This is a genomic window from Microseira wollei NIES-4236 (assembly GCF_020521235.1).
Classification (GTDB): Bacteria; Cyanobacteriota; Cyanobacteriia; order Cyanobacteriales; family Aerosakkonemataceae; genus Microseira; species Microseira wollei.
The window spans coordinates 1-21828 of record NZ_BLAY01000123.1; the positions used below are offsets into that span (position 1 = coordinate 1).

Sequence of the window (21828 nt, forward strand, 5' to 3'; positions counted from 1 at the left end):
TTGATCCAAACCAAGAATTTTAATCCTGCTGATGGCAATTAATTTGTCGCCCAGTAGGGGCACAGCATTCCCAGTATCTTGATCCAAACCAAGAATTTTAATCCTGCTGATGGCAATTAATTTGTCGCCCAGTAGGGGCACAGCATTCCCAGTATCTTGATCCAAACCAAGAATTTTAATCCTGCTGATGGCAATTAATTTGTCGTCCAGTAGGGGCACAGCATTCCCAGTATCTTGATCCAAACCAAGAATTTTAATCATGCCGTGCCCCGACGCCGATGGATGGCAATTAATTTGTCGCAAAATGCAACGTTAAGATACTCATGAATTCACCCGGTTTGCGACCCGGTTGCAAAGCACTCCAATCCCCCACTTCCGCGACTTTGAGACGATAAAACTTGTGAATCGTGCGGATAACGCCAAGGCGCGATCCGATTAACAGCACTCGGACTGATTCCCTGTTGGAACTCCTTCGTTCAGAAGTATCAATGGATACGCGAACATCAGGGTTTTCCTCGGTATCTGTCAGAAAGTTTGTTTGCATATGGTTTTACCTGTGCAATGACGTTCCTATAGATCAAAGATTAGTCGTCATATAAGATGACAGTCAACAACTTGGGTGGCGTTTACGATTTCCTGCTCTTCTGACACGATTAGGAGCATGGGAAGAGCAGGAAAAGCCCTCAAACAGGTGCTAGAGACTTACGACATAAGCCAGTACAGTATCGCAGTGGCTTTGGGAATCGAACGCAATAGCGTTTATCGTTGGGTTCACGAAATCCGAGATCCTACCGCCGAGACGGTTGTAGATCTGGTCAAAGCGTTAGAAACAGTTAACCCAGCCGCCGCCGAAGCATTCATCAAGCTCTATCTGGTTGATGCGCTTGAGAATAACGAGTAATGGGAAGAGAGAGCTTTGCTCGTGTAGGATGCGATCGCCACTGGCTGGTTTAAGATCGGGCTAGAAACTGTGTGAGGAGTAATGGCTGCCAAAGACCTATTCCATAATGCGGTAAGACAGGCACTCTTGAAGCAGCAGTGGGTAATTACAGCCGATGTTCATAATCAAGATTGAGGGTGTCAAACTTGAAATTGACTTGGCAGCAGAGAAGGTATTTGCAGCCGAGAAGGCAGGGCGAAAAATTGCCGTCGAAGTTAAAAGTTTTCTCAATAGCTCTGCCATCACTGACTTTCACTCGGCACTGGGGCAATTTTTAAATTATCGCCTCGCTTTGCAAATGAGTGAGCCAGACAGAACTCTTTACTTAGCAGTGCCTTTGGAAACATTTGATACGTTCTTTCAAGAGCGATTTACTCAGGAGTCTGTCAAGCTATATCAAATTAAATTATTGGTATACGATCCTCTCAAGGAGGCGATTGTTGAATGGAAAGACTAGAACATTATCGCCAATGTATTCGTAAATTACTAACCGAACACGCGGCTGTTTTTGATAGTAATTCGGATATCGAATGTCAGCTGATTTTTGATGTGGAACGCGACCATTATCAGCTTTTAGATGTTGGATGGGAAAAACTCAAGCGGGTTTACAACTGTTTCATGCACTTTGATATCAAAGATGGCAAGATTTGGATTCAACGCAACATGACCGATGTGGATATTGCGCGGGAATTAGTAGACATGGGAGTCGCGCCGCAGGATATCGTCTTGGGGTTGCATCCACCTTACAAGCGCCCTTATACAGGGTACGGAGTAGCGTAGATCCCCCCCTGTTGTCCCTCCCTTGACACAAAAGCAAAATATCTCTTCTAATTATATTTAGAGCGCTAAGTAATTACGGGAGCCGCCATGACTTCTGCATCTATCAAGCAAACCCTACCAAAACAGTTGCGACAAGTCTGCGCCCCTTATGGCTTGGGCTACCGGATTAAGCTGCTATCTCAGCTAATGACGCGCAAGTTTCAAGAGCGACTCGACCCTTACGGGCTGACACCGTTCCACTGGGTGGTATTGTGCTGTTTGTGGGAAGAAGACGGTTTAGCTACTTGTGCGATTGGCGAGAAACTGCAACAGGTGGGAGGAACCCTTACAGGCGTACTCGATCGCATGGAAGAACGGGGACTGATTCGCCGCGAGAGGGATAGGCGCGATCGCCGCATCTGGCGCATCTGGCTCACCGACGCCGGAGCGCAACTCCAAGAAATTTTACCCCCGATTGCCCTGGAAATGCGCGAGCAAATTCTGCAAGGAATCCCAGCAGAAGAGCAACAGCGGTTTTCCCAACTCGTCGATATTGCGATCGCTAACCTCTCCTAGCTGCTTCCCAGGAGCAGCCCATTTTGTTAAATTTTGTTAAATACTTAGCGTCCTAAATAAAAGTGCTATAATAAATCTAGAAAAAATTAAGGGTACGAAATAAAAGACTGCTTATTATCTCCAGACAAACAAAAGGTCAGGGAAAACAAGTATGGAACGCACCAATACTGCTGTACTCAACGGACGCCAGCCTGGGATAGTAGACCGGGATCAAGAGAAAGGTGTAGCGATCGCAACCATTATCGCTCCAGAGCGGGAAACCCAAGGGCCTCAAACCCCTGAAGTTGTGCCGCCAACGCCGAAAAAAGGCGGGAAACGGCCTGTTAAAGCAATTTTGGCAGTATTGGGAGTGGGAGCGCTCGCGGGAGCAGGTACGTTTGGATACAACTGGTGGCAGTATGCATCCAGGCACCAAGAAACCGAAAACGCCACCGTCATCGGACACGTCTACAACGTATCGAGTCGTATCAACGGTACAGTTGCGGACGTGATGGTAAACGATAACCAAGTTGTCAAACAAGGCGACTTATTGATTAAACTCGATCCGCGCGACTATCAAGTAAAAGTGCAACAAGTAGAAGCAGCATTACAAGCGGCAAAAAGCCAAGCCACTGCTGCAAATGCGAACATAGCTTTATCGGCACAAACAGCTACTGCCAAAACAACTCAAGCCCAAGGCGATATCAGCAACGCCGTGGCTGGGATAGATACAGCAAAAGCGGCGCTGGCGGAAGCCGAATCGGGAGTACCCGCAGCAGTTGCGGCGCTTAACCAAGCCGAAGCGGGAGTACCCCAAGCCCAAGCTGCTGTAGAAGCCGCCAAAGCAGGCGTACCCCAAGCGCAAGCCGCCGTAGAAGCCGCCAAAGCCGGAGTTAGCCAAGCGCAAGCATTTGTGCAAGAAGCCCAAGCCGGAGTGCCGAGAGCAGAAGCATCTGTGCAAGAAGCCCAAGCGGGGATATCCGCCGCCCAAAGCCAGGTGGAACAAGCCGAAGCTAACTTGCAAAAGCTGCAAACCGACTATAACCGCTACCAAAGCTTATATCAGACGGGAGCGATCGCGCGTCAGCAACTCGACTCCGCCAAAGCCGCCTACGACGTGGTAGTAGCGCAAAGAAATGCCGCGCTTCAAGGGGTGCAACAAGCGCAAGCACGTTTGGCGCAAGCTCAAGAAAACGTAGCGCAAGCTAAGGCAAAAGTCGCAGGCGCACAACAAGGTGTCGCCAGCGCCCAAGCACAAGTCGCAGGCGCACAACAAGGCGTTACCAGAGCGCAAGCACAAGTTGCAGGCGCACAACAAGGTGTCGCCAGCGCCCAAGCACAAGTTGCAGCCGCTAGAGAAGGTATTACCAAGGCACAAGCGAAAGTTGCACAAGCGAGGGAAGGGATTATCAGCGCCCAAGCGAAACTGGCAACTTCTAAAGGTGGACTGCAACAAGCGACGGCGGGGAATCAACAAACCCAAGTGAATCGGCGTCAGTACGAAGCGGCTAATGCGGCGATCGCATCAGCCCAAGCATCGCTCAAAGATGCACAATTGCAACTATCCTACACCGATATTGCCGCGCCTGCGGATGGAAGAGTGGGTAGAAAATCCGTAGAAGTTGGGCAAAGAGTGCAAGCAGGAACGCCTTTAATGGCAATAGTCAGCAACGATATTTGGGTAGTTGCCAACTTTAAAGAAACCCAGCTACAAAAAATGAAACCAGGGCAAGAAGTAGAAATCAAGCTTGATGCTTTCCCGAATCAAACCTTTAATGGTATTGTTGATAGTTTTTCTCCAGCTAGTGGTTCTCAGTTCGCATTGTTACCGCCAGATAATGCCACGGGAAACTTTACCAAAGTTGTGCAGCGGATTCCAGTCAAAATTGTCTTCCATGCTGATAGTGTCAAAGGCTACGAATCGCGGATTGCTCCCGGTATGTCTGCCGAGGTAAGCGTCGAAGTCAAATAATTGCTATCCTGATGAAATCAGCAATTAGCAATTAGCAATTAGCAATTACCCAACCATGAAATACCGTCAATTAGGCAACAGTTCCATAAACGTTTCCGCGATTGGACTAGGGTGCATGGGGATGTCCGAATTTTACGGACAGCGGGATGAGGAAGAAGCGAAGTCTACCATCCACCGCGCCCTAGATTTGGGTATCAATTTTCTCGATACTGCCGATATGTACGGAGTCGGACGCAACGAGGAACTGGTGGGAAGGGCGATTAAAGACCGCCGCGAAAAAGTAATTATTGCTACTAAGTTTGGAAATGTACGGTCAGAAGATGGCGGTTTTTTAGGCGTTAGCGGACGCCCGGAATATGTACGGCAAGCTGGCGACGCCAGCCTGAAACGCTTGGGAATAGACGCAATCGACCTTTATTATCAGCATCGGGTTGACCCCAACGTGCCGATTGAAGAAACAGTCGGGGCAATGGCAGAATTAGTACAAGCTGGTAAAGTTCGCTACCTGGGACTTTCGGAAGCGGCGGTGGGAACGATTCGAAGGGCAAATGCAGTTCATCCGATTAGTGCTTTGCAGAGAGAATATTCACTTTGGAGTCGAGATCCGGAAGATGAAATTCTGCCAACTTGTCGCGAATTAGGGATTACTTTTGTTGCCTATAGTCCCTTGGGGCGCGGTTTTTTGACGGGACAAATAAAGAGTATTGACGACTTAGAGGCAGATGATTGGCGGCGGAATTCACCGCGCTTCCAAGGGGAGAATTTTCAGCAGAATTTAGAATTAGTAAAAGCTGTGGAACAGTTAGCAGCAGAAAAAGGTTGCACGGCTTCTCAATTAGCGTTAGCTTGGCTGTTGGCGCAAGGGGAAGATATCGTCCCGATTCCAGGAACTAAGAGACAGAAATATCTGGAAGAAAATATTGCAGCGGTGGAAATTAACCTTACCCCTGACGATTTGGCGACGATTAATAGCATAGCGCCCAAAGGTTTTGCGGTAGGCGATCGCTATCCAGAATTTGCCATGCGCGCTGTCAATCTTTAATAGACTTCTGCAAAAACTCTTGTGGGGTGGGCGGATCGCCTGCCTTTAGCTTTATCTGCTGGAGAAGTGTAATCTGAACTTTGGGGAAATCTATGTTGATGAAAGACAGAATTGCCCTCGTTACAGGTGCGAGTCGGGGTATTGGTGCCGCTACCGCTAAACTTTTAGCCCGCCACGGGGCGGCAGTTGGCGTTAATTACTACAGTAACCCAGCGGCGGCACAAGAAGTAGTTAAGGCAATTGAAGCAGAAGGTGGTAAAGCTTTTGCAGTCAAAGCAAACATGACAAACAACGACGAAGTGAAGGCAATGGTGCAGCAGGTAACTGAAGCACTTGGCGCTATCGATACATTAATATTAAACGCCGCAGGGCCGTTTCCCATCGCTCCATTTTTAGAGTATAAATGGGAAGATTTCGAGCATAAAGTTTTATCGTAACTGAAAAGCACATTCTTTCCTTGTCAAGCCGTAATTCCCTCGATGATCGAACAAAAAAAGGTTGCATTATTGTTATGAGTAACGGGCTTTCTCGCCATCCCGCCCCTGGATTTTCATCCCACACTACGGCTAAATCTGCATTGGATGGCTTAGTAAAAAGCTTAGCACTGGAATTAGGCCCCCACGGCATTCGAGTTAACGCCGTAGCACCTGGTTTAACTATCACAGATGCTACGGCATTTTTACCTCAAGAACATCAGGATGCTACTGCCCAAATGACTCCTTTAAGAAGGAATGGAATGCCTGAAGATATTGCAGGCGCTATTCTACTCTTAGCTTCCGATCAAGCAAAGTTTATCACGGGAACTTACCTGCCAGTTAGTGGCGGAATGCAGATGATTTGATTTGGTAATGCTGCTAATAGCTAATGGCTAATGGCTAATGGTTAATGGCTATTACAGGACTTACGCAACATCTTTGTATGTACCACCGCCACCTCTGTATGTGGAGTTGCTGCGTAAGTCCTGCATTAGTTACCTCAACCCAAGCAACCTTGTCTTTAGTAGGATGGCAAAAGGAAAACAATTGTGTAGAATTATTAAGATAATACTATAAAATCAATCTTAAGGACGATACCGGCATGGGGATAGGCGCGAGAAAGTGGATACCGGACATACCGGCTTTTAGGTCGAGAAACTATCGCCTTTTCTTTGCAGGGCAAGGGTTATCTCTGATTGGAAGTTGGATGACGCAAGTGGCGACAGTTTGGCTGGTTTATCAGTTAAGCGCGTCGCCTTGGTTGTTGGGAATTGTGGGATTTACCAGCCAAATTCCCAGTTTAATTTTCTTGCCGTTTGCGGGTGTTTTGGTCGATCGATGGAATCGCCATCAAGTTATCATTTGGACTCAAATCCTGTCGATGATTCAGTCGCTAACGCTAGCGGTATTAGCGCTGACGGGGGTGGTGAATATTTGGCATTTGATTGGATTGAGTTTATTTCAAGGAATTGTCAATTCATTTGATGCCCCGGCGCGGCAAGCTTTTGTGCCGGAAATAATCGAAAGAAAAGAGGATTTGGCGAATGCGATCGCACTCAACGCTTCTATGTTCAACGGTGCCAGATTAATCGGCCCCGCCGCCGCTGGAGTGGTACTCGCAGCCTATAGCGCCGGGGTTTGCTTTTTAATTGACGGCATCAGCTACATTGCGGTTATTATCGCATTATTAGCGATGAAACTCAAGCCGCGAACGATAAAACCCGTCAGCGGTAATGCGTTACAAAGATTGAAAGAAGGCTTTGTTTACACCTTTGGCTTTGCACCGATTCGCGCCATCATCTTGCTGTTAGCATTGGTCAGTTTTTGGGGAATGCAATACACCGTTTTAGTGCCAATCTTTGCTACCAAAATATTGAACGGCGGCCCCGATGCGTTAGGGTTTTTAATGGCAGCATCGGGAATCGGCGCGCTATGGGGTGCGGTGTATTTGAGTACGCGCAAAAGTATCGTCGGAATTGGGAAAATCATCGCCTATTCTCCGGCGCTGTTGGGAATAGCAATCGTGGGATTTGCTGTATCGCGCGTCATGTGGTTTTCCTTACTGATGATGTTGCTAAGCGGCGTGGGTTTCATTCTGCAATTTGCCTCTAGCAATACGTTTATTCAAACGATTGTGGAAGATGATAAACGGGCAAGAGTCCTCAGCATCTATACAATGGCATTTTTTGGAGTTATACCCTTTGGTAATTTATTCGCTGGTGGTTTGGCGAACTACATCGGCGCGCAGAATACTTTAATTATCAGCGGCGTTATTTGCATTTTAGGTTCAATTTATTTCGCCCGACAGTTACCGAGTTTAAAATCTTTAGTTCAGCCAATTTATGCCAAACTAGGCATTACTTCGTAGCCCAGAAAGAAACCGGGTTTTTGTAAAAAACCCGGTTTCTGAGCCAAGGCAAATTATTAAAAAAAAACTCAGAATTAACCAAATATAAAATCTAAAATATAAAATCTAAAATTATTGGAGTTTGCTATGACCGACACAGGTGCTGCCAGAGAGCAAAATCAAAAGCCAGCCACTCCAGCTAATCAAGTTTCCGTTAAAACCTGGATCGGGGTTCTTGGGACAATTTTGGGTGCGTTCATGGCGGTGTTGGATATTCAAATTACCAACGCCTCCCTACAAGATATCCAAGCAGCATTGGGTGCGACGTTAGAAGAAGGTTCCTGGATTTCTACCGCTTATCTCGTGGCAGAAATTGTCGTGATTCCCCTCACGGGATGGCTATCGCGAGTTTTTTCAATTCGCTGGTATCTTTTAGTCAATGCCGCCTTCTTTATCTTCTTTTCTGTCTGCTGTGCTTGGGCGTGGAATCTGGGTTCGATGATTGTATTTCGCGCCTTGCAAGGATTTACAGGCGGCGTTTTAATTCCGATGGCGTTTACTTTTATTATTACCAACATACCCCCAGCAAAGCAGCCGATTGGTTTAGCGATGTTTGCGATTACCGCCACATTTGCTCCCTCAATTGGGCCAACTTTAGGGGGATGGTTAACGGAAAATTACGGCTGGGAATATGTGTTTTATCTTAATATCGTACCGGGATTATTATTGTTGGCAGCAGTTTGGTATGCCGTCGAACCAAAACCCCTGCAATTAGGGTTGCTAAAACAAGGCGACTGGGGCGGGATTATTTCGATGGCGATTGGTTTGGGTTCGCTGCAAGTTGTTTTAGAAGAAGGCAGTCGCAAGGATTGGTTTGAGTCGGATTTTATTGTGCGGTTAAGTATCCTTGCTGCTATTTTCCTCACCATATTTTTCGCAGTAGAACTAACCCGCAAGCGACCTTTTATTAATCTGCGGTTATTGTTACGGCGCAATTTCGGTTTAGCCAGTATCGTCAACGTATCTTTGGGCGTCGGGTTATACGGTTCGATTTATATTTTGCCGCTTTATTTAGCCCAAATTCAAAGATACAACGCGATGCAAATTGGCGAAGTAATTATGTGGGCGGGGGTTCCCCAGTTATTTATCGTGCCGTTAGTGCCAAAATTAATGCAGCGAATCGATATTCGCGTTTTGATTGGAGTGGGTGTCAGTTTATTTGCGGTCAGCTGTTTTATGAACTCGAATATGACCCACGATACGGGAATCGATCAGTTGCGTTGGTCGCAATTAGTCCGGGCGATGGGACAACCTTTGATTATGGTACCGCTTTCCACAATTGCCACCGCTGGAATTGAAGCAGAAAATGCTGGGTCTGCTTCCGGGTTATTCAATATGATGCGAAATTTGGGCGGTTCAATTGGCATTGCCATATTGGCAACTTTAGTGACGCAGCGAGAGCAATTTCACTCGAATCGCTTGGGGGATGCAGTTTCGCTATACAATCGGGCCACGCAGCAGCGAATTGACCAGTTGACTCAGTATTTTATCAGTCGCGGATCGGATTTGGTGACGGCGCAAAATCAAGCGCTTCAGGCGATTAGCAATATTGTTCGCCGGGAAGCGTTTGTGATGGCGTTTAACGATTGCTTTTACTTTGTGGCGTGGACTTTGCTGTTAAGTGGCGTTGCCATCTTGTTCTTTAAGAAAGTTAAAGCGACTGGCGGCGCTGCTGCACATTAACAAATTCCGCGAAATTCCCCATCCGCCTATGGGGTGGGGATGGATAGGGGCGAAAAGTTAGACAAATTGTAGGTTGGGTTGAACGACAGTGAAACCCAACCAGTTATATCATGTCCGGTGGTATCGGTAGTGTATGGATGGCTAATTGCTAATTGCTAATTGCTAATTGCTAATTGCTAATTGCTAATTGTCAATTGCCTCGAGAGCAGCCATTAGCGATTAGCTATTAGCAGTTACACAACCGTTGCCTCAGGACAATAATATCATACGGCTGCAATCCGCTATATATCAGGACGGGGCGGGTTTATCAATACAACTAAAGGTAGAGGGTATTACCCGCCCCTACAACACCATTAAATATGCAAGTCCGATGCTACCGAACACGATATTAGTCTGCTCGTTTTGGGTTTCGTTATTAACGTCAATATATTGCCAATCAGTGAAATTACTTGAAAAAAATATGAAATGCTTGTCTGGCAAGGCTTTGATCGCATCAAAAACTGAAAAACCATCGGCTTTTACCGAAACAGGACTTACACAAATCACCGAAGAAGGGAACAGGCAACAGGCAACAGGCAACAGTTTCCTGTTCCCGTTTTTGGGAGTCAGAGGCCCCGACTTCTACAACTGGTATGTTTTGGGTGGGGTATAAATCCCCATCCAAAACATAAAGTTGCCTGTTGCCTATTGCCTGTTGCCTTTTAACTTTGTTTCTATGAAAAAGGTGATGTTCTGTCCTGCGTAAGTCCTGGGAAATTATTCTGGTTAGCCACAGCCTCCTTCAGTAGAAATAATTATTTTTGATTTTTGCGTACTTATACCGTTGGATTTTAGTTGAGCTAAAAGAGATATTAAGGTTAGCTCCAATGTAATTGGAGTCAAGCACAAATCAAAGCCTAAAGTACGTGTCAATAAATAAAATTTTGCAGGGGTAAAAATGATGAAAAGAAAAGGCATGTTACTGGTTCTACCCGTTCCTTTCTTGGTTAAAGAAAATCGGCTGTTTTTTGATACACAAGCTTGCAATGGATTGGAACGGTGGGCAGATAATTTTGAGTCGGTAATTGTGGCTGCACCGACTATACCAGAAGCGCTGGCGGCACAAGAAAAAACTATGACTTGGCGCGATACGGCAACTTTAGAAAAACCAGAAAGATTTAAATTAGTGCCGTTACCTTGGGCCTATAAAATATCCGACTTTATTTCTTGTTATAGTAGGGTGCGGGCGCAGCTAGCAGAATTAATCGAAAACAGCGAGTATCTCCAATTTGCCATTAACGGATTGATGGGGGATTGGGCGGTGATCGCAGCCCTAGAAGCGCGCAAACAAGGCAGACAGTATGCTATTCACACCGATTGGGTAACGCATGATGTGGTTTTAAAATCTGCCAGAGGAGCAAGTTTAAAAAAACGCATCAAAGCCACAGTAGAAGCGCCGCTAATAGAGATGTACCACGAGCGGATTATTGAAAATTGCACCCTGGGTTTGTGGCACGGGCAAGATTGCTATTCGGCGTACAGTCCGTTTTGCAAAAATAGCTATCTGGTTCACGACATTCACCTCAAACCAGGAGATGGGATTGGCGAAAAAGAGCTGAATAAAAAAGTTTTGCGGACTAAAATAGAACCCACCCTCCGCATCTGTTACGCAGGACGTATAGAGCCAATGAAAGCGCCTTTAGACTGGGTGAAAGCAATCGGTCAGGCGCGGGATAATGGTGCTAACATTCACGCCACTTGGCTGGGTGACGGCAGATTAATGGATGAAATGAAAGCGCTGATTGAAAAGCTGGATCTAAATTCTTGTATAGAGGTAACTGGATGGGAGAAAAATCGAGATAAACTACTCCAGCGCATCAAGGAATCTCACATGATGCTGTTTACCCACGTGACAAAAGAATCACCGCGTTGCCTGATCGAAGCGCTAGTCTGCGGCACGCCGATCGTAGGTTATCAAAATAGCTATGCTGACGAACTGATTGGGGATTTTGGCGGTGGTAAGTTCGTGCCAATGGGGAATTGGCAAAAACTCGGCGATCTGCTGGTAACTTTGTCCAAAGAGCGACAGCAGTTGTCAAATTTGATCCGAGAAGCAGGTGAAAACGGTAAGCGATTCAATGATGAGGCTGTTTTTCACGAGCGCAGCAACTTGATTAAAAAACACCTGGGTGTATCTACCCTTCCGGAAATGCTTACCCCACAGCGCCAGCAAAGTTTGGTTTAAGATCGGACTTGTGCAAAAAAGATTTGGCGCCGCCCGGATGCCTACCCGACAAAAAAAGCTAAAGTTATTGTGGGGTAGGCGTCTCGGCAGACAGAGGTATGGGATCGCGCTGGCATAACTTTTCGCACCTACACCATATATTTTATTTGCAGGCTCGGTAATGAATGAACAATAACCAATCGCAATTGTTTATCGATCGCCGCGGTACATTTACCGATATTGTGGCGCGGCGTCCCGATGGTAATCTAGTAAGACACAAGCTGCTATCGGAAAATCCCTCAAGCTACAAAGATGCAGCGGTGCAAGGAATTCGGGAGATTTGAGGAATTGATGTTAATGCACCCATCCCCGCAAAACAAATAGAAGCTGTCAAAATGGGGACAACGGTAGCGATGAATGCGCTATGGGACAAGGAAAGGATCCCCCACAGTCCTTCTAATTAACTCAAGTTGCTAGTTACATCCCAAGGCATTGAAACCCGGTTTCTCTCTACGAAGAAACCGGGTTTCTGACTGCTAGGATCTGCCGTGGTCACGAGGGTAATGGGTAATTGTCAAGAGTAGACTGCCAATCAATCCAATTACCAATTACCAATTTGAATAACTAGCAACTTGCGTTAATTACCAAAGGTTTTAAACACGCCCTCCCCATCGGCTATCAAAACCGCCCGGATATCTTCGCCCGTCATATAATATTGCCAGAAATGCTCTAGGAGCGGGTAATCGAAGTTGAACAACGCTACAGCGATCTTGGTGAAGAATTAATTCGAGTTAATTTTGATAGTTTCCGCCCTGCTTTGCCAGCTGCAGAGATTTTTTTGTACATAACTATACATAAACTTTAATATACTGAACAACGCTTTTACATAAAGCTATGATGAACTGCTTGTCTGGCAAAGGTTTTGATAAATAAACCACCTTAAAAAATCTCTGGGTTACTCGAATTAAATGGACTAAAATTACACAAAAAATTTGAGATAAAATAAGTATTTTTACCCTTGGAAAAATCGAGAAAAAAAAATCAAGATAGGAGGTAGTTAGTTGTTGTTTACGATCGCTGCTTTAAATGGGAGATAAAAGTCTAAAAAATCCCGGATAAAATATATTTTATTGTGGAAGCAGGCTGGGAAAAAATGCAGGTTACTGGTTAGAATCGTTCCTTTTTTAGTCAAAGGAAATAGGCTGTTTATTGCTAGCCACAATAGAGAGTGAAACTAAGGCGATCTGATAGAACAATACCAAAATACCTCAATCGGATTATTATACTGTTTGTCTTAGAAAACAACCAACTGGTAAAACAATGTCCAAACAACTTCGAATACTGTACGCCGCAGGACCTGGCGATGTGATTGGAACCTATAAATATTGGATTAAAGCGCAAGACGATCCATCCCAGGTGGCAATTACCTATTCGAGTCAGTTCTACAATGCGTGTCGCAACTTGGATGCAAAAGCCTATGTTATCTCCTTATGGGAGAAGAAAAAATTTTTGCGTGACGGTCAATTCATCCTAGAACATCGTCCGAACCCGTTAAGCAGGGCATCGGGTCTGTTATATCATGTCGGTCAAGTATGGTACGGGTTGCGGTTAGTTGCGACAGCGATCGCTTGGCGAGCTGATGTTGCAGTGGTGGCGGAGGGTACAACCCACTGGTTTGTCTTGTCCCTACTGACTTGGTTGGGAGTGAAAGCGATCCCGACAATACACTGTACCCTGTGGTGTAAGTTTCTGCCCCAACGTCGGGTGGAGAAACTAATCTTAGGACTGAACCGAAATTTCTTTGCTAAAGACTGTACGGCGATCTTGGGGATTGGGAATGAAGTTGCAAAGCAAGTGGCGCAACTAACATCTGGTCAGCACCAACCAATTGTGGAATTCATCCCCACCTACAGTACAAAAGAGTTTGTAGGAGTAGGAGAACCTGATGAGAAGCGATCGCCATTTCGGGTGCTGTTTGCAGGAAGGATAGAACGAAATAAAGGCGTTTTCGATCTGCTGCAAATTGCCAAGCGCTTTCAGGAAATGGGCAGAGAGGATATTACGTTCGATATTTGCGGAACTGGGTCGGCGCTGGAGTCCTGGCGCCAAGAGGCAAAACTGGCTGGGGTTGAGTCCTTTTTTACCTATCACGGATACTACAACAAGCCAAAAATGCAGGAGATGTACAAGACTTGCCATGTCGTTATCGTGCCGACGCGGACTGACTTTGTAGAGGGATTTAATAAAGTTTTAGCAGAAGGCGTTCTAGCGGGTCGTCCCGTAGTGACCTCAGCAGTCTGTCCAGGGATTTCCTACGTGGGCGACGCGATTGTGGAAGTTCCACCTAATGATACCAAAGCCTATGGCGATGCCTTGCTAGAGTTGTGCGACAACCGCCAGTTCTACGAACAAAAGCGACAAAATTGTTTAGCATGGCAAGCGCAATTTTACGATTCCTCCTACAGTTGGGGGGCGGCATTTAGATCTGTAATTATGACAATTAATCAGGAGAATAACCTCAAGGCTAAACTTGATTTCCTGTAGGTTGGCGTGATTGATTCAGGGAAAGAAAGCGAGTTTTTGCCCCAGATAAATAGCGACCCTCCTATCACCAAAGTTTCTTGCTGCGAAAGCGAGTGCGGCAGGGAGGCATATCTCGAGTTCCCTTTCCCGACGATTTTTCAGAGAAACCCGGTTTTTGCAAAAAAAGTGGCCGCCAAACGTGTCATGGGGCCTCACCGTCTGCAATTGAGCAAGGTGTCACGTGATAGGATAACAGATAACGTCGTCTGGCTACACCGTGACAACAATTTGTCTGAGCAGCTTCAACCGTACCTGGTTGCTATTGATCAACTCTAGGTGAGAAAATGCGATCGCGCTTGCTTAACTGGGCGCACCTACACCATATCTTTAGTTGTAGTACGAAGAGTTGCAGGAGCGGTAACCCATGAACAATAACCAATGGCAATTCTTTATCGATCGCGGCGGCACATTTACAGATATTGTTGCTAAACGCCCTGACGGACAGCTAGTAATACACAAGCTGCTATCGGAAAATCCCTCACGCTACAAAGATGCAGCGGTGCAAGGAATTCGGGAGATTTTAGGAATTTCTACCAATGCACCCATCCCCTCAGAACAAATAGACGTCGTCAAAATGGGGACAACGGTGGCGACGAATGCGCTATTGGAAAGGAAAGGATCCCCCACAGTCCTTCTAATTACCAAAGGTTTTAAAGACGCCCTCCGCATCGGCTATCAAAACCGCCCAGATATCTTCGCCCGTCAGATAATATTGCCAGAAATGCTCTACGAGCGAGTCATCGAAGTTGAAGAACGCTACAGCGCCCAAGGTGAAGAATTAATTCCAGTTAATATTGCCAGTTTCGGCCCCGCTTTGCAAGCTGCCTACGATGGCGGGATTCGCAGTTGTGCCATTGTCTTGATGCACGGATATCGCTATAGGGAACACGAGCAACAAGTGGCAGCAGTAGCAAGAGAAATCGGCTTTCCCCAAATCTCAGTTTCCCATCAAGTCAGCCCATTAATGAAACTCGTCAGTCGCGGCGATACCACCGTCGTCGATGCCTATCTTTCCCCCATCCTGCGTCAATATGTAAACCAAATCGCCACCCAGTTAACAGCAAATCGGGACGGCGTTGCACACTCAAGGGATGATTCTTGTGGGGTGGGCATCTTGCCCGCCCGGATAATTACAGAGACGGGCGAGACGCCCATCCCACAAAACGAGACGCCCATCCCACAAAACGAGACGCCCATCCCACAAAACGAGACGCCCATCCCACAAAACGAGACGCCCATCCCACAAAACGAGACGCCCATCCCACAAAACGATCAAAATCATCCCGCCAATATGCAACGCCATGGGGACAATTACCAATTACCAATTACCAATTACCAATTACCAAAATTGATGTTCATGCAATCCAACGGGGGACTTACCGACGCAGAGAACTTTCAAGGGAAAGATAGCATATTATCCGGCCCCGCTGGCGGTATTGTCGGGGCTGTGCAAACCAGTTTAATTGCCGGTTTCGATAAAATTATTACTTTTGATATGGGTGGCACTTCCACCGACGTTGCACATTATGCAGGGGAATACGAACGCACATTTGAAACCGAAGTTGCAGGTGTGCGCTTGCGCTCGCCGATGATGGCAATTCACACCGTTGCGGCTGGAGGCGGTTCGATTCTATACTTTGATGGTTCGCGTTATCGCGTAGGGCCGTCATCGGCAGGGGCAAATCCCGGACCCGCTTGTTATCGCCAAGGTGGCCCGTTGACGGTGACGGATTGCAATGTGATGGTGGGCAAGTTGCAGCCAGAGTTTTTCCCCAAAGCCTTCGGCGAAAATGCCGATTTACCGCTGGATGTGGAGGTTGTGCAACAGAAGTTTAACAGTCTGGCACGGCAGATTGGGGACGGGCGAAGTCCGGCGGAGGTGGCAGCGGGGTTTTTAGCGATCGCTGTCGATAAAATGGCAAACGCGATCAAAAAAATATCGCTAGAGCGGGGATATGATGTATCGGAATATACGCTATGTTGTTTCGGGGGTGCGGGAGGACAGCACGCTTGTTTAATTGCGGATGCGCTGGGGATGAAACAAGTATTTGTTCATCCTTATGCGGGTGTGTTATCGGCGTATGGTATGGGTTTGGCGGATGAGCGAGTCATCCGGGAATGTGCGGTAGAAGCCAAGTTAACAGCTCAATTACTACCAGAATTACAGCAACAGTTATCGCAGTTAGCAAGAGAGGCAGAAGAAGAATTGAACCGCAAAGACGCGAAGGACGCGAAGAAAGAGGAAGAAGAGAAATCCCTACATCCGCGTTCAAAATCCGTGATGTGCAAGGTTCATTTGCGTTATGAAGCAACGGATTCGTCTTTAATTGTTGATTTTGGTGATGTTGTGGAAATGCGGCGGCGGTTTGAGGAGGCGCATCGGCAGCGTTACGGTTTTGTTGTACCAGAAAAAGGGTTAATTGTGGAAGCGGTTTCTGTTGAAGTTATTGGGAAAAGTGATATTCCAGAAGAACCGATAATTGAGCGGAAAATAAATGAAACTCCCGCGCCTGTGGCAGTGCGAATGTTTACGGCAAATACTTGGCACGAAACGCCGCTTTTTAAGCGGGAAGGTTTGCAACCGGGTGACTGGATTTTGGGTCCGGCTATTATTGTTGAAGCAACTGGCACAAATGTCATCGAACCAGGTTGGCAAGCGGAGTTAACTAGACGCAATCATCTGGTTTTATCCAAAGTTAGTAGTGAGGAATTTAGTTTGTCCAATAGAGGAAGAAAGTCCTTACTACAAACGGATCCGGTGATGTTGGAGATTTTTAATAATTTGTTTGGCGCCATCGCCGAACAAATGGGCATCACTTTGCAAAATACTGCTGCGTCGGTCAATATTAAGGAAAGGCTCGATTTTTCTTGTGCCATTTTTGATGGGTTTGGGCAATTAGTCGCGAATGCGCCTCACATTCCAGTTCATTTGGGGTCGATGAGTGAAAGTGTTAAAAGTTTGATTGACGCCCAAGGAGATAATATTAAGCCTGGTGATGTTTATGTTTTAAATAATCCCTATAATGGTGGGACGCACCTACCCGATATTACTGTGATTACTCCTGTTTTTGATATAGGGGATTCACCATCTAAAATCCTGTTCTACGTTGCTTCGCGAGGACACCACGCGGATATCGGCGGGATTACTCCGGGTTCGATGCCACCTAATAGTACTACGGTGGAACAGGAAGGTGTATTGATTGATAATTTTCAGTTGGTAGAAGCGGGACGTTTCCGCGAAAAAGAAATCCTGGAAATCCTGGCATCGGGGAATTATCCTGCCCGAAATTCGGCTCAGAATATTGCCGATTTGCAAGCGCAAATTGCTGCGAACGAACGCGGGGTTCAAGAATTGCACAAAATGGTTGAACATTATGGGTTAGAAACTGTACAAGCTTATATGGGATTTGTGCAGGATAATGCGGAAGAATCTGTGCGTCGCGTTATCGATGTGCTGAAAGATGGCAGTTTTACCTGTTCGTTGGATAATCGTAGCAAGATTAAAGTTACTATTAGTATTAACAAGAATACTCGCAGTGCTAAAATAGATTTTAGCGGCACTTCTCCACAAGTGCAGAGTAATTTTAATGCGCCAGCAGCGGTGTGCAAGGCGGCGGTTTTATACGTTTTCCGCACTCTGGTGAATGACGATATTCCTCTGAATGCTGGTTGTCTTAAACCTTTGGAAATTGTGATTCCTGAAGGGTGTATGTTAAATCCGCGCTATCCTGCTGCTGTGGTGGCAGGAAATGTGGAAACTTCTCAGGCTATTACTGATGCTTTGTATGGAGCTTTGGGTGCGCTCGCATCTGCTCAAGGAACGATGAATAATTTTACGTTTGGAAACGAACGATATCAATATTATGAAACGATTTGCGGCGGGTCGGGTGCGGGTGCAAATTTCGATGGCACTGATGCGGTTCATACCCATATGACGAATTCAAGGCTGACGGATCCAGAGGTTTTGGAATGGCGTTTTCCCGTGGTTTTAGAAAGTTTTGAAATTCGCCAAAATAGTGGCGGAAAAGGACTTCATCGCGGGGGAAATGGAGTGGTGCGGCGGATTCGTTTTCTCGAAAAGATGACGGCTGGAATTTTATCAGGAAGGCGGGTTATTCCTCCGTTTGGTTTGCACGGGGGTGAAGCGGGGGCAGTGGGTAAAAATTGCGTGCAGCGTCGCGATGGCACAATTGAGGAATTGGGCAGTACGGCGACGGTGGAAATCAACCCTGGGGATGCGATCGCGATCGCAACTCCTGGCGGTGGCGGGTACGGTACGCCAAGATAGCGTACGCCATCTATCCTGACGCAAAGAAACCGGGTTTCTATTCTATGTCGAAACCCGGTTTCTGGCCTCGTTGAGATAGCGTACGCCATCTATCCAAGGCAGATTACGAACGTCCGCCATTAGGCAGGGGACGCACCGGAGGCGCAGCAGCAGAACCGTAATTTACTCTACAGCCGATATTAAATATACTGGCTCCACATTCCAGCGGTACGACTTCGCCTTGCAGCATGGCGCTACAGCTAACATAACCATCGCTGTTGGTATCTTTGATCATGCACTCGATTGGTGTAGCACCCGCATGGGATGACCAAGATTTCATCCCAAAAGTTGCAATCCAGTGATGCCAAAAGAAAAAGACAACGAACATACCAACGGCAAGCGCCGCAACTGCCGTACCCAGTATCCCAAGTTTGATTCTCCCATCGAGCTGAATCCCGCTCGACGTAGCTGTTGGAGCAGTCTGCACGGTTATAGTCTCATTCGTGTTGTTTTCTTGAGAAGAAGTCATAATCTGGCAACAGAACTCGGTAAAATAGCCACCCCAGCGGGGCTTGCTTCAAGTCTACACGCATCATATAGTTGACCGCATGTATCATCTGGCTGACGCTACAACTATTAACTCAAGTTGCTAGTGACATCGAGCGGTACTGGTAATGGGTAATGGGTAATGGGTAATTGTCAAGACGGCAAAAGCCTGTTAACTCACATCTTGCACCATTCTCAACCTGCCTGGAAACCCTTGTTTCTTGACGAAAAATCTAGGCTTTCAAGTTTAGCTATTTGCCAGAAACTTTGGTGTTATATCATGTCCTTAGGCATCGGTAGTGTATGGATAGCTAATTGCTAATTGCTAATTGCTCGCTTGTCAATTGCCTCGAGAGCTGCTCAGTAATGATTGACTGTTTCTTTTTTATTTAACCATTAGCGATTAGCTATTAGCAGTTACACAACCGTTGCTACCGGACGTGATATTAGCCCTGGTGCAAGATCTGAGTTAATCCAATTACCAATTACCAATTACCCATTACCAATTACCGCTCTTGTGGGGTAGGCATCCTGCCTGCCATAGAGTTTCTTTTCTGGAGAAATCTATAATATCGTTGACCGTTCCATCGGAATTACTATCTCTAGGCGCAATTAGCAATTAGCAATTAGCAATTACCCATTACCCATTACCAATGTCACAACTTATAACTAGCAACTTACGTTATGTATCAATTCCTAACGATGGCATTAACGGCAGCGTCACCGTCACCATTGTACCCATGTTAACTTCACTTTCTATCTGAATTTTGCCGCGATGCAAATCCACGCAGTTTTTAACAATCGCTAGCCCCAGTCCAGTGCCTTGAATCGAATCGACATTGCTACCGCGTTGGAAAGTTTCAAACAAATGTTGTTGGTCGGGTAAGGGAATGCCTATTCCTTGATCTATTACCCGGAAGGTTCCCCAGCCATTATCGCAGTTTAAGTCCAACCAAATGTTGCCGCCTTCGGGGGAATATTTAATCGCATTTGAGAGTAAGTTCGTGAAAATATGCTCCAATAAAACTTCATCCATTTCCACCGATTTGCATTCCCCTTGACAGCTCAAGGTAATCTCGTGCTGACTGTTGGTAATTTGAAAGTTTTCTACCAGGTCGCGGCAAAAATTTTCCAAATTAAGCGCGGCGGGTTGGTATTCCAGTTTACCCGCTTCATTTTTACTTAATAGCAAGATTCCATCTAATAATTCTACCATACGAGCGATGGCATTTTGAATTTGTTCGCCAAATTTATTTTTGTTTTCTTCGGTAAAATTATTGCTATAGTTTTGCAGCATTTCTGCATAAACACTAATCGTAGTTAGGGGGTTGCGGAACTCGTGGGAAACCATTGAAATAAAGCTGGATTTTAGCTGGTTGAGTTCGCGTTCTTTTTCCAAGTTTTTGAGAATTTCTGCCTCGGCGCGCTGGCGATCGCTGATATCCCTCCCCTCGGCAATCAGCAGAATTGCATTCCCTTTTTCATCGGTCAAGGGTTTGAGGGAAAAGTCAATCCAAACCAGCCGCTCAAAAGCGTCGCGCACCTCAACTTCATAGCGGACAAACTGACCAAGAGCAGCATCGGCAATAGCTATTTTCAACCATTCCTGGGTTTCGCACGAGTAATTCCAACACTTGGTTTCCCACAACAGCAACCCCACAAAATCTTCTGGTTTAGCGCCGCTAAATTCAAGCGCGGTTTGATTAATTTCCACGATAATTCCGTCAGGGGTTAATAGCGCCATAAATTGAAATGTTTGGTCAAAAATTCCTCGGAAGCGACGTTCGCTATCCTTTAGCTGTTTAAAAAGTTCTCCCCGTTCAATAGCGTAGCGAATTGCCCGCATTAACAATTGACTGGTAATCTGGTCTTTAACTAAATAATCTTGCGATCCTTTAGCGAGCGCTTGCAGTGCTAATTCCTCATCATCAGATCCCGTTAGCACTACAATCGGAATATCGGGTTCGGCGCGATGAAAGTCTATTACCGTATCCAATCCATCCGAGTCTGGAAGGCTAAGGTCTAACAACACCACATCAAACCGGACATCCTGGCACAAGTCAATCGCATCTTCTAACCTTTCGACTTGTATCAGTTGCCATCCATCCTGATGGGAAAGGGAAAATATCCGGCAAAATAAGCTGGCATCGCTGGGGCTATCTTCTACTAATAGGACGTGGATAGATGTCTTGTACATAAAATTTTTTCTCCCAATTGTATGGGGCGTTATGTTATATCATGTCCTTAGGTATCGGTAGTGTATGGATGGCTAATTGCCAGCTTACTAATTGCTAATTGTCAATTGCCTCCAGCTCAGCTATTAGCGATTAGCTATTAGCAGTTACACAACCGTTGCCTAAGGACATGATATTACTAGCATGGCAGTTTGACCGCCGCTAGCCAGAAATCTTCGATTAAACCTATAATATCGAGGAATTGCTGGATATTAACGGGTTTGGTAATATAGCAGTTAGCGTTGAGATTGTAAGCGCGCAATATATCCTGCTCATCGGCTGAAGTAGTAAGAATTACTATAGGAATTCGTTTTAGATCGGGGTCTGATTTGACTTCGTGCAGTACTTCTCGCCCATCCATTCCCGGTAGGTTGAGGTCGAGTAAAATCAAATCGGGGCGGGGGGCGCTGGCATACTCGCCTTCACGTAGAAGAAATTCCATTGCCGATTCGCCATCTTCAACCCAGTGCAAATTGTTTAGCACTTTGGCTGTTTTTAACCCTTTGATTGTCAGGTTGGCATCGCTGGGAGAGTCTTCAATTAGTAAAATTTCAATCGGTCTATAGTTAGTCATCGGAGGAGGCAGTGGAAAGGGTAGATTCAGCAATTACACAAAGAAACCGGGTTTCTATGAAAAACGAGAGAGCGCAGCAAGAAACTTT

Annotated in this window: 18 protein-coding genes and 3 pseudogenes; 16 read left to right on the forward strand and 5 right to left on the reverse strand. The window is 46.2% G+C overall.

From position 1 onward, the window contains the following. Nucleotides 1–303: hypothetical protein (locus MiSe_RS32110; RefSeq protein WP_226587770.1), on the reverse strand; the 303-nt coding region annotated here is incomplete at its 3' end. Beyond that, complete coding sequence (locus MiSe_RS32115; RefSeq protein WP_226587772.1) at nt 290–544, reverse strand: hypothetical protein; 255 nt, start codon at nt 542–544, stop codon at nt 290–292. The genes MiSe_RS32115 and MiSe_RS32110, both read right to left, overlap by 14 nt. A 117-nt stretch (nt 545–661) precedes the next feature. Here MiSe_RS32115 and MiSe_RS32120 point away from each other — a divergent pair, with 117 nt between their 5' ends. The 16 genes and pseudogenes from MiSe_RS32120 (at nt 662) to MiSe_RS32185 (ending at nt 18407) form a co-directional block, all read left to right on the forward strand. Then, nucleotides 662–901, forward strand: a complete 240-nt coding sequence (locus MiSe_RS32120) for a helix-turn-helix domain-containing protein (protein WP_226587774.1) — start codon at nt 662–664, stop codon at nt 899–901. Between the two features lie 81 nt (nt 902–982). Further along, nucleotides 983–1397 (forward strand): annotated as a pseudogene (locus tag MiSe_RS32125) (XisH family protein). Beyond that, nucleotides 1385–1720, forward strand: coding sequence for a XisI protein (locus tag MiSe_RS32130; RefSeq protein ID WP_226587776.1), 336 nt, complete (start codon nt 1385–1387; stop codon nt 1718–1720). The pseudogene MiSe_RS32125 and the gene MiSe_RS32130 overlap by 13 nt, the downstream one beginning before the upstream one ends. An 87-nt stretch (nt 1721–1807) precedes the next feature. Continuing rightward, nucleotides 1808–2275, forward strand: a complete 468-nt coding sequence (locus MiSe_RS32135) for a MarR family winged helix-turn-helix transcriptional regulator (protein ID WP_226587778.1) — start codon at nt 1808–1810, stop codon at nt 2273–2275. Nucleotides 2276–2426: 151 nt separating this feature from the next. After that, a complete protein-coding gene (locus tag MiSe_RS32140; protein ID WP_226587780.1) occupies nt 2427–4226 on the forward strand; it encodes an HlyD family efflux transporter periplasmic adaptor subunit in 1800 nt (599 codons plus the stop codon). 55 nt (nt 4227–4281) lie between these two features. Continuing rightward, nucleotides 4282–5268 carry an aldo/keto reductase gene (locus MiSe_RS32145; protein WP_226587782.1) on the forward strand — a complete coding sequence of 329 codons (987 nt, stop codon included), beginning with the start codon at nt 4282–4284 and terminating at the stop codon, nt 5266–5268. 98 nt (nt 5269–5366) lie between these two features. Further along, the gene (locus MiSe_RS51335) at nt 5367–5705 is read left to right on the forward strand and encodes an SDR family NAD(P)-dependent oxidoreductase (protein WP_264196740.1); all 339 of its coding nucleotides are present in this window, start codon (nt 5367–5369) and stop codon (nt 5703–5705) included. Nucleotides 5706–5779: 74 nt separating this feature from the next. Further along, a complete protein-coding gene (locus MiSe_RS51340; RefSeq protein WP_264196741.1) occupies nt 5780–6109 on the forward strand; it encodes an SDR family NAD(P)-dependent oxidoreductase in 330 nt (109 codons plus the stop codon). A gap of 236 nt (nt 6110–6345) precedes the next feature. After that, entirely contained in the window at nt 6346–7611 is a 1266-nt protein-coding gene (locus MiSe_RS32155; RefSeq protein ID WP_226587784.1) for an MFS transporter, read from the forward strand. 126 nt (nt 7612–7737) lie between these two features. Continuing rightward, entirely contained in the window at nt 7738–9333 is a 1596-nt protein-coding gene (locus tag MiSe_RS32160) for a DHA2 family efflux MFS transporter permease subunit (protein ID WP_226587786.1), read from the forward strand. A gap of 460 nt (nt 9334–9793) precedes the next feature. Beyond that, nucleotides 9794–9985 (forward strand): hypothetical protein, encoded by a 192-nt coding sequence (locus MiSe_RS32165; protein WP_226587788.1) that lies wholly within the window; start codon nt 9794–9796, stop codon nt 9983–9985. A 285-nt stretch (nt 9986–10270) separates the two neighbouring features. Next, nucleotides 10271–11557, forward strand: a complete 1287-nt coding sequence (locus MiSe_RS32170; protein WP_226587790.1) for a glycosyltransferase — start codon at nt 10271–10273, stop codon at nt 11555–11557. 164 nt (nt 11558–11721) lie between these two features. Continuing rightward, nucleotides 11722–11998, forward strand: a pseudogene (locus MiSe_RS54100) (hydantoinase/oxoprolinase N-terminal domain-containing protein); the annotation flags it as partial. A 175-nt stretch (nt 11999–12173) separates the two neighbouring features. Continuing rightward, a pseudogene (locus MiSe_RS54105) lies at nt 12174–12362 on the forward strand (hydantoinase/oxoprolinase N-terminal domain-containing protein); the annotation flags it as partial. A gap of 494 nt (nt 12363–12856) precedes the next feature. Then, on the forward strand, nt 12857–14080 hold the full coding sequence (locus MiSe_RS32180) for a glycosyltransferase family 4 protein (RefSeq protein ID WP_226587794.1): 1224 nt from the start codon (nt 12857–12859) through the stop codon (nt 14078–14080). Nucleotides 14081–14483: 403 nt separating this feature from the next. Next, entirely contained in the window at nt 14484–18407 is a 3924-nt protein-coding gene (locus MiSe_RS32185; protein ID WP_226587796.1) for a hydantoinase B/oxoprolinase family protein, read from the forward strand. Nucleotides 18408–18510: 103 nt separating this feature from the next. On the opposite strand, the gene MiSe_RS32190 is transcribed toward MiSe_RS32185, so the two are convergent. The 3 genes from MiSe_RS32190 to MiSe_RS32200 all read right to left on the reverse strand — a co-directional run bounded on the left by MiSe_RS32190 (nt 18511) and on the right by MiSe_RS32200 (nt 21740). Beyond that, nucleotides 18511–18915: a hypothetical protein gene (locus MiSe_RS32190; protein ID WP_226587798.1), complete on the reverse strand. Its 405-nt coding sequence runs from the start codon at nt 18913–18915 to the stop codon at nt 18511–18513. A gap of 699 nt (nt 18916–19614) precedes the next feature. Beyond that, on the reverse strand, nt 19615–21129 hold the full coding sequence (locus MiSe_RS32195; RefSeq protein WP_226587800.1) for a sensor histidine kinase: 1515 nt from the start codon (nt 21127–21129) through the stop codon (nt 19615–19617). Nucleotides 21130–21305: 176 nt separating this feature from the next. Beyond that, a complete protein-coding gene (locus MiSe_RS32200; RefSeq protein ID WP_226587802.1) occupies nt 21306–21740 on the reverse strand; it encodes a response regulator in 435 nt (144 codons plus the stop codon). Between the last annotated feature and the right edge of the window lie 88 nt (nt 21741–21828).

Excerpts from the sequence above, each read along its gene's own strand:
- MiSe_RS32115 (WP_226587772.1), bottom strand. The coding sequence starts at position 544 with ATGCAAACAAACTTTCTGACAGATACCGAGGAAAACCCTGATGTTCGC.
- MiSe_RS32120 (WP_226587774.1), top strand. The coding sequence starts at position 662 with ATGGGAAGAGCAGGAAAAGCCCTCAAACAGGTGCTAGAGACTTACGAC.
- MiSe_RS32130 (WP_226587776.1), top strand. The coding sequence starts at position 1,385 with ATGGAAAGACTAGAACATTATCGCCAATGTATTCGTAAATTACTAACC.
- MiSe_RS32135 (WP_226587778.1), top strand. The coding sequence starts at position 1,808 with ATGACTTCTGCATCTATCAAGCAAACCCTACCAAAACAGTTGCGACAA.
- MiSe_RS32140 (WP_226587780.1), top strand. The coding sequence starts at position 2,427 with ATGGAACGCACCAATACTGCTGTACTCAACGGACGCCAGCCTGGGATA.
- MiSe_RS32145 (WP_226587782.1), top strand. The coding sequence starts at position 4,282 with ATGAAATACCGTCAATTAGGCAACAGTTCCATAAACGTTTCCGCGATT.
- MiSe_RS51335 (WP_264196740.1), top strand. The coding sequence starts at position 5,367 with ATGAAAGACAGAATTGCCCTCGTTACAGGTGCGAGTCGGGGTATTGGT.
- MiSe_RS51340 (WP_264196741.1), top strand. The coding sequence starts at position 5,780 with ATGAGTAACGGGCTTTCTCGCCATCCCGCCCCTGGATTTTCATCCCAC.
- MiSe_RS32155 (WP_226587784.1), top strand. The coding sequence starts at position 6,346 with ATGGGGATAGGCGCGAGAAAGTGGATACCGGACATACCGGCTTTTAGG.
- MiSe_RS32160 (WP_226587786.1), top strand. The coding sequence starts at position 7,738 with ATGACCGACACAGGTGCTGCCAGAGAGCAAAATCAAAAGCCAGCCACT.
- MiSe_RS32165 (WP_226587788.1), top strand. The coding sequence starts at position 9,794 with ATGAAATGCTTGTCTGGCAAGGCTTTGATCGCATCAAAAACTGAAAAA.
- MiSe_RS32170 (WP_226587790.1), top strand. The coding sequence starts at position 10,271 with ATGATGAAAAGAAAAGGCATGTTACTGGTTCTACCCGTTCCTTTCTTG.
- MiSe_RS32180 (WP_226587794.1), top strand. The coding sequence starts at position 12,857 with ATGTCCAAACAACTTCGAATACTGTACGCCGCAGGACCTGGCGATGTG.
- MiSe_RS32185 (WP_226587796.1), top strand. The coding sequence starts at position 14,484 with ATGAACAATAACCAATGGCAATTCTTTATCGATCGCGGCGGCACATTT.
- MiSe_RS32190 (WP_226587798.1), bottom strand. The coding sequence starts at position 18,915 with ATGACTTCTTCTCAAGAAAACAACACGAATGAGACTATAACCGTGCAG.
- MiSe_RS32195 (WP_226587800.1), bottom strand. The coding sequence starts at position 21,129 with ATGTACAAGACATCTATCCACGTCCTATTAGTAGAAGATAGCCCCAGC.
- MiSe_RS32200 (WP_226587802.1), bottom strand. The coding sequence starts at position 21,740 with ATGACTAACTATAGACCGATTGAAATTTTACTAATTGAAGACTCTCCC.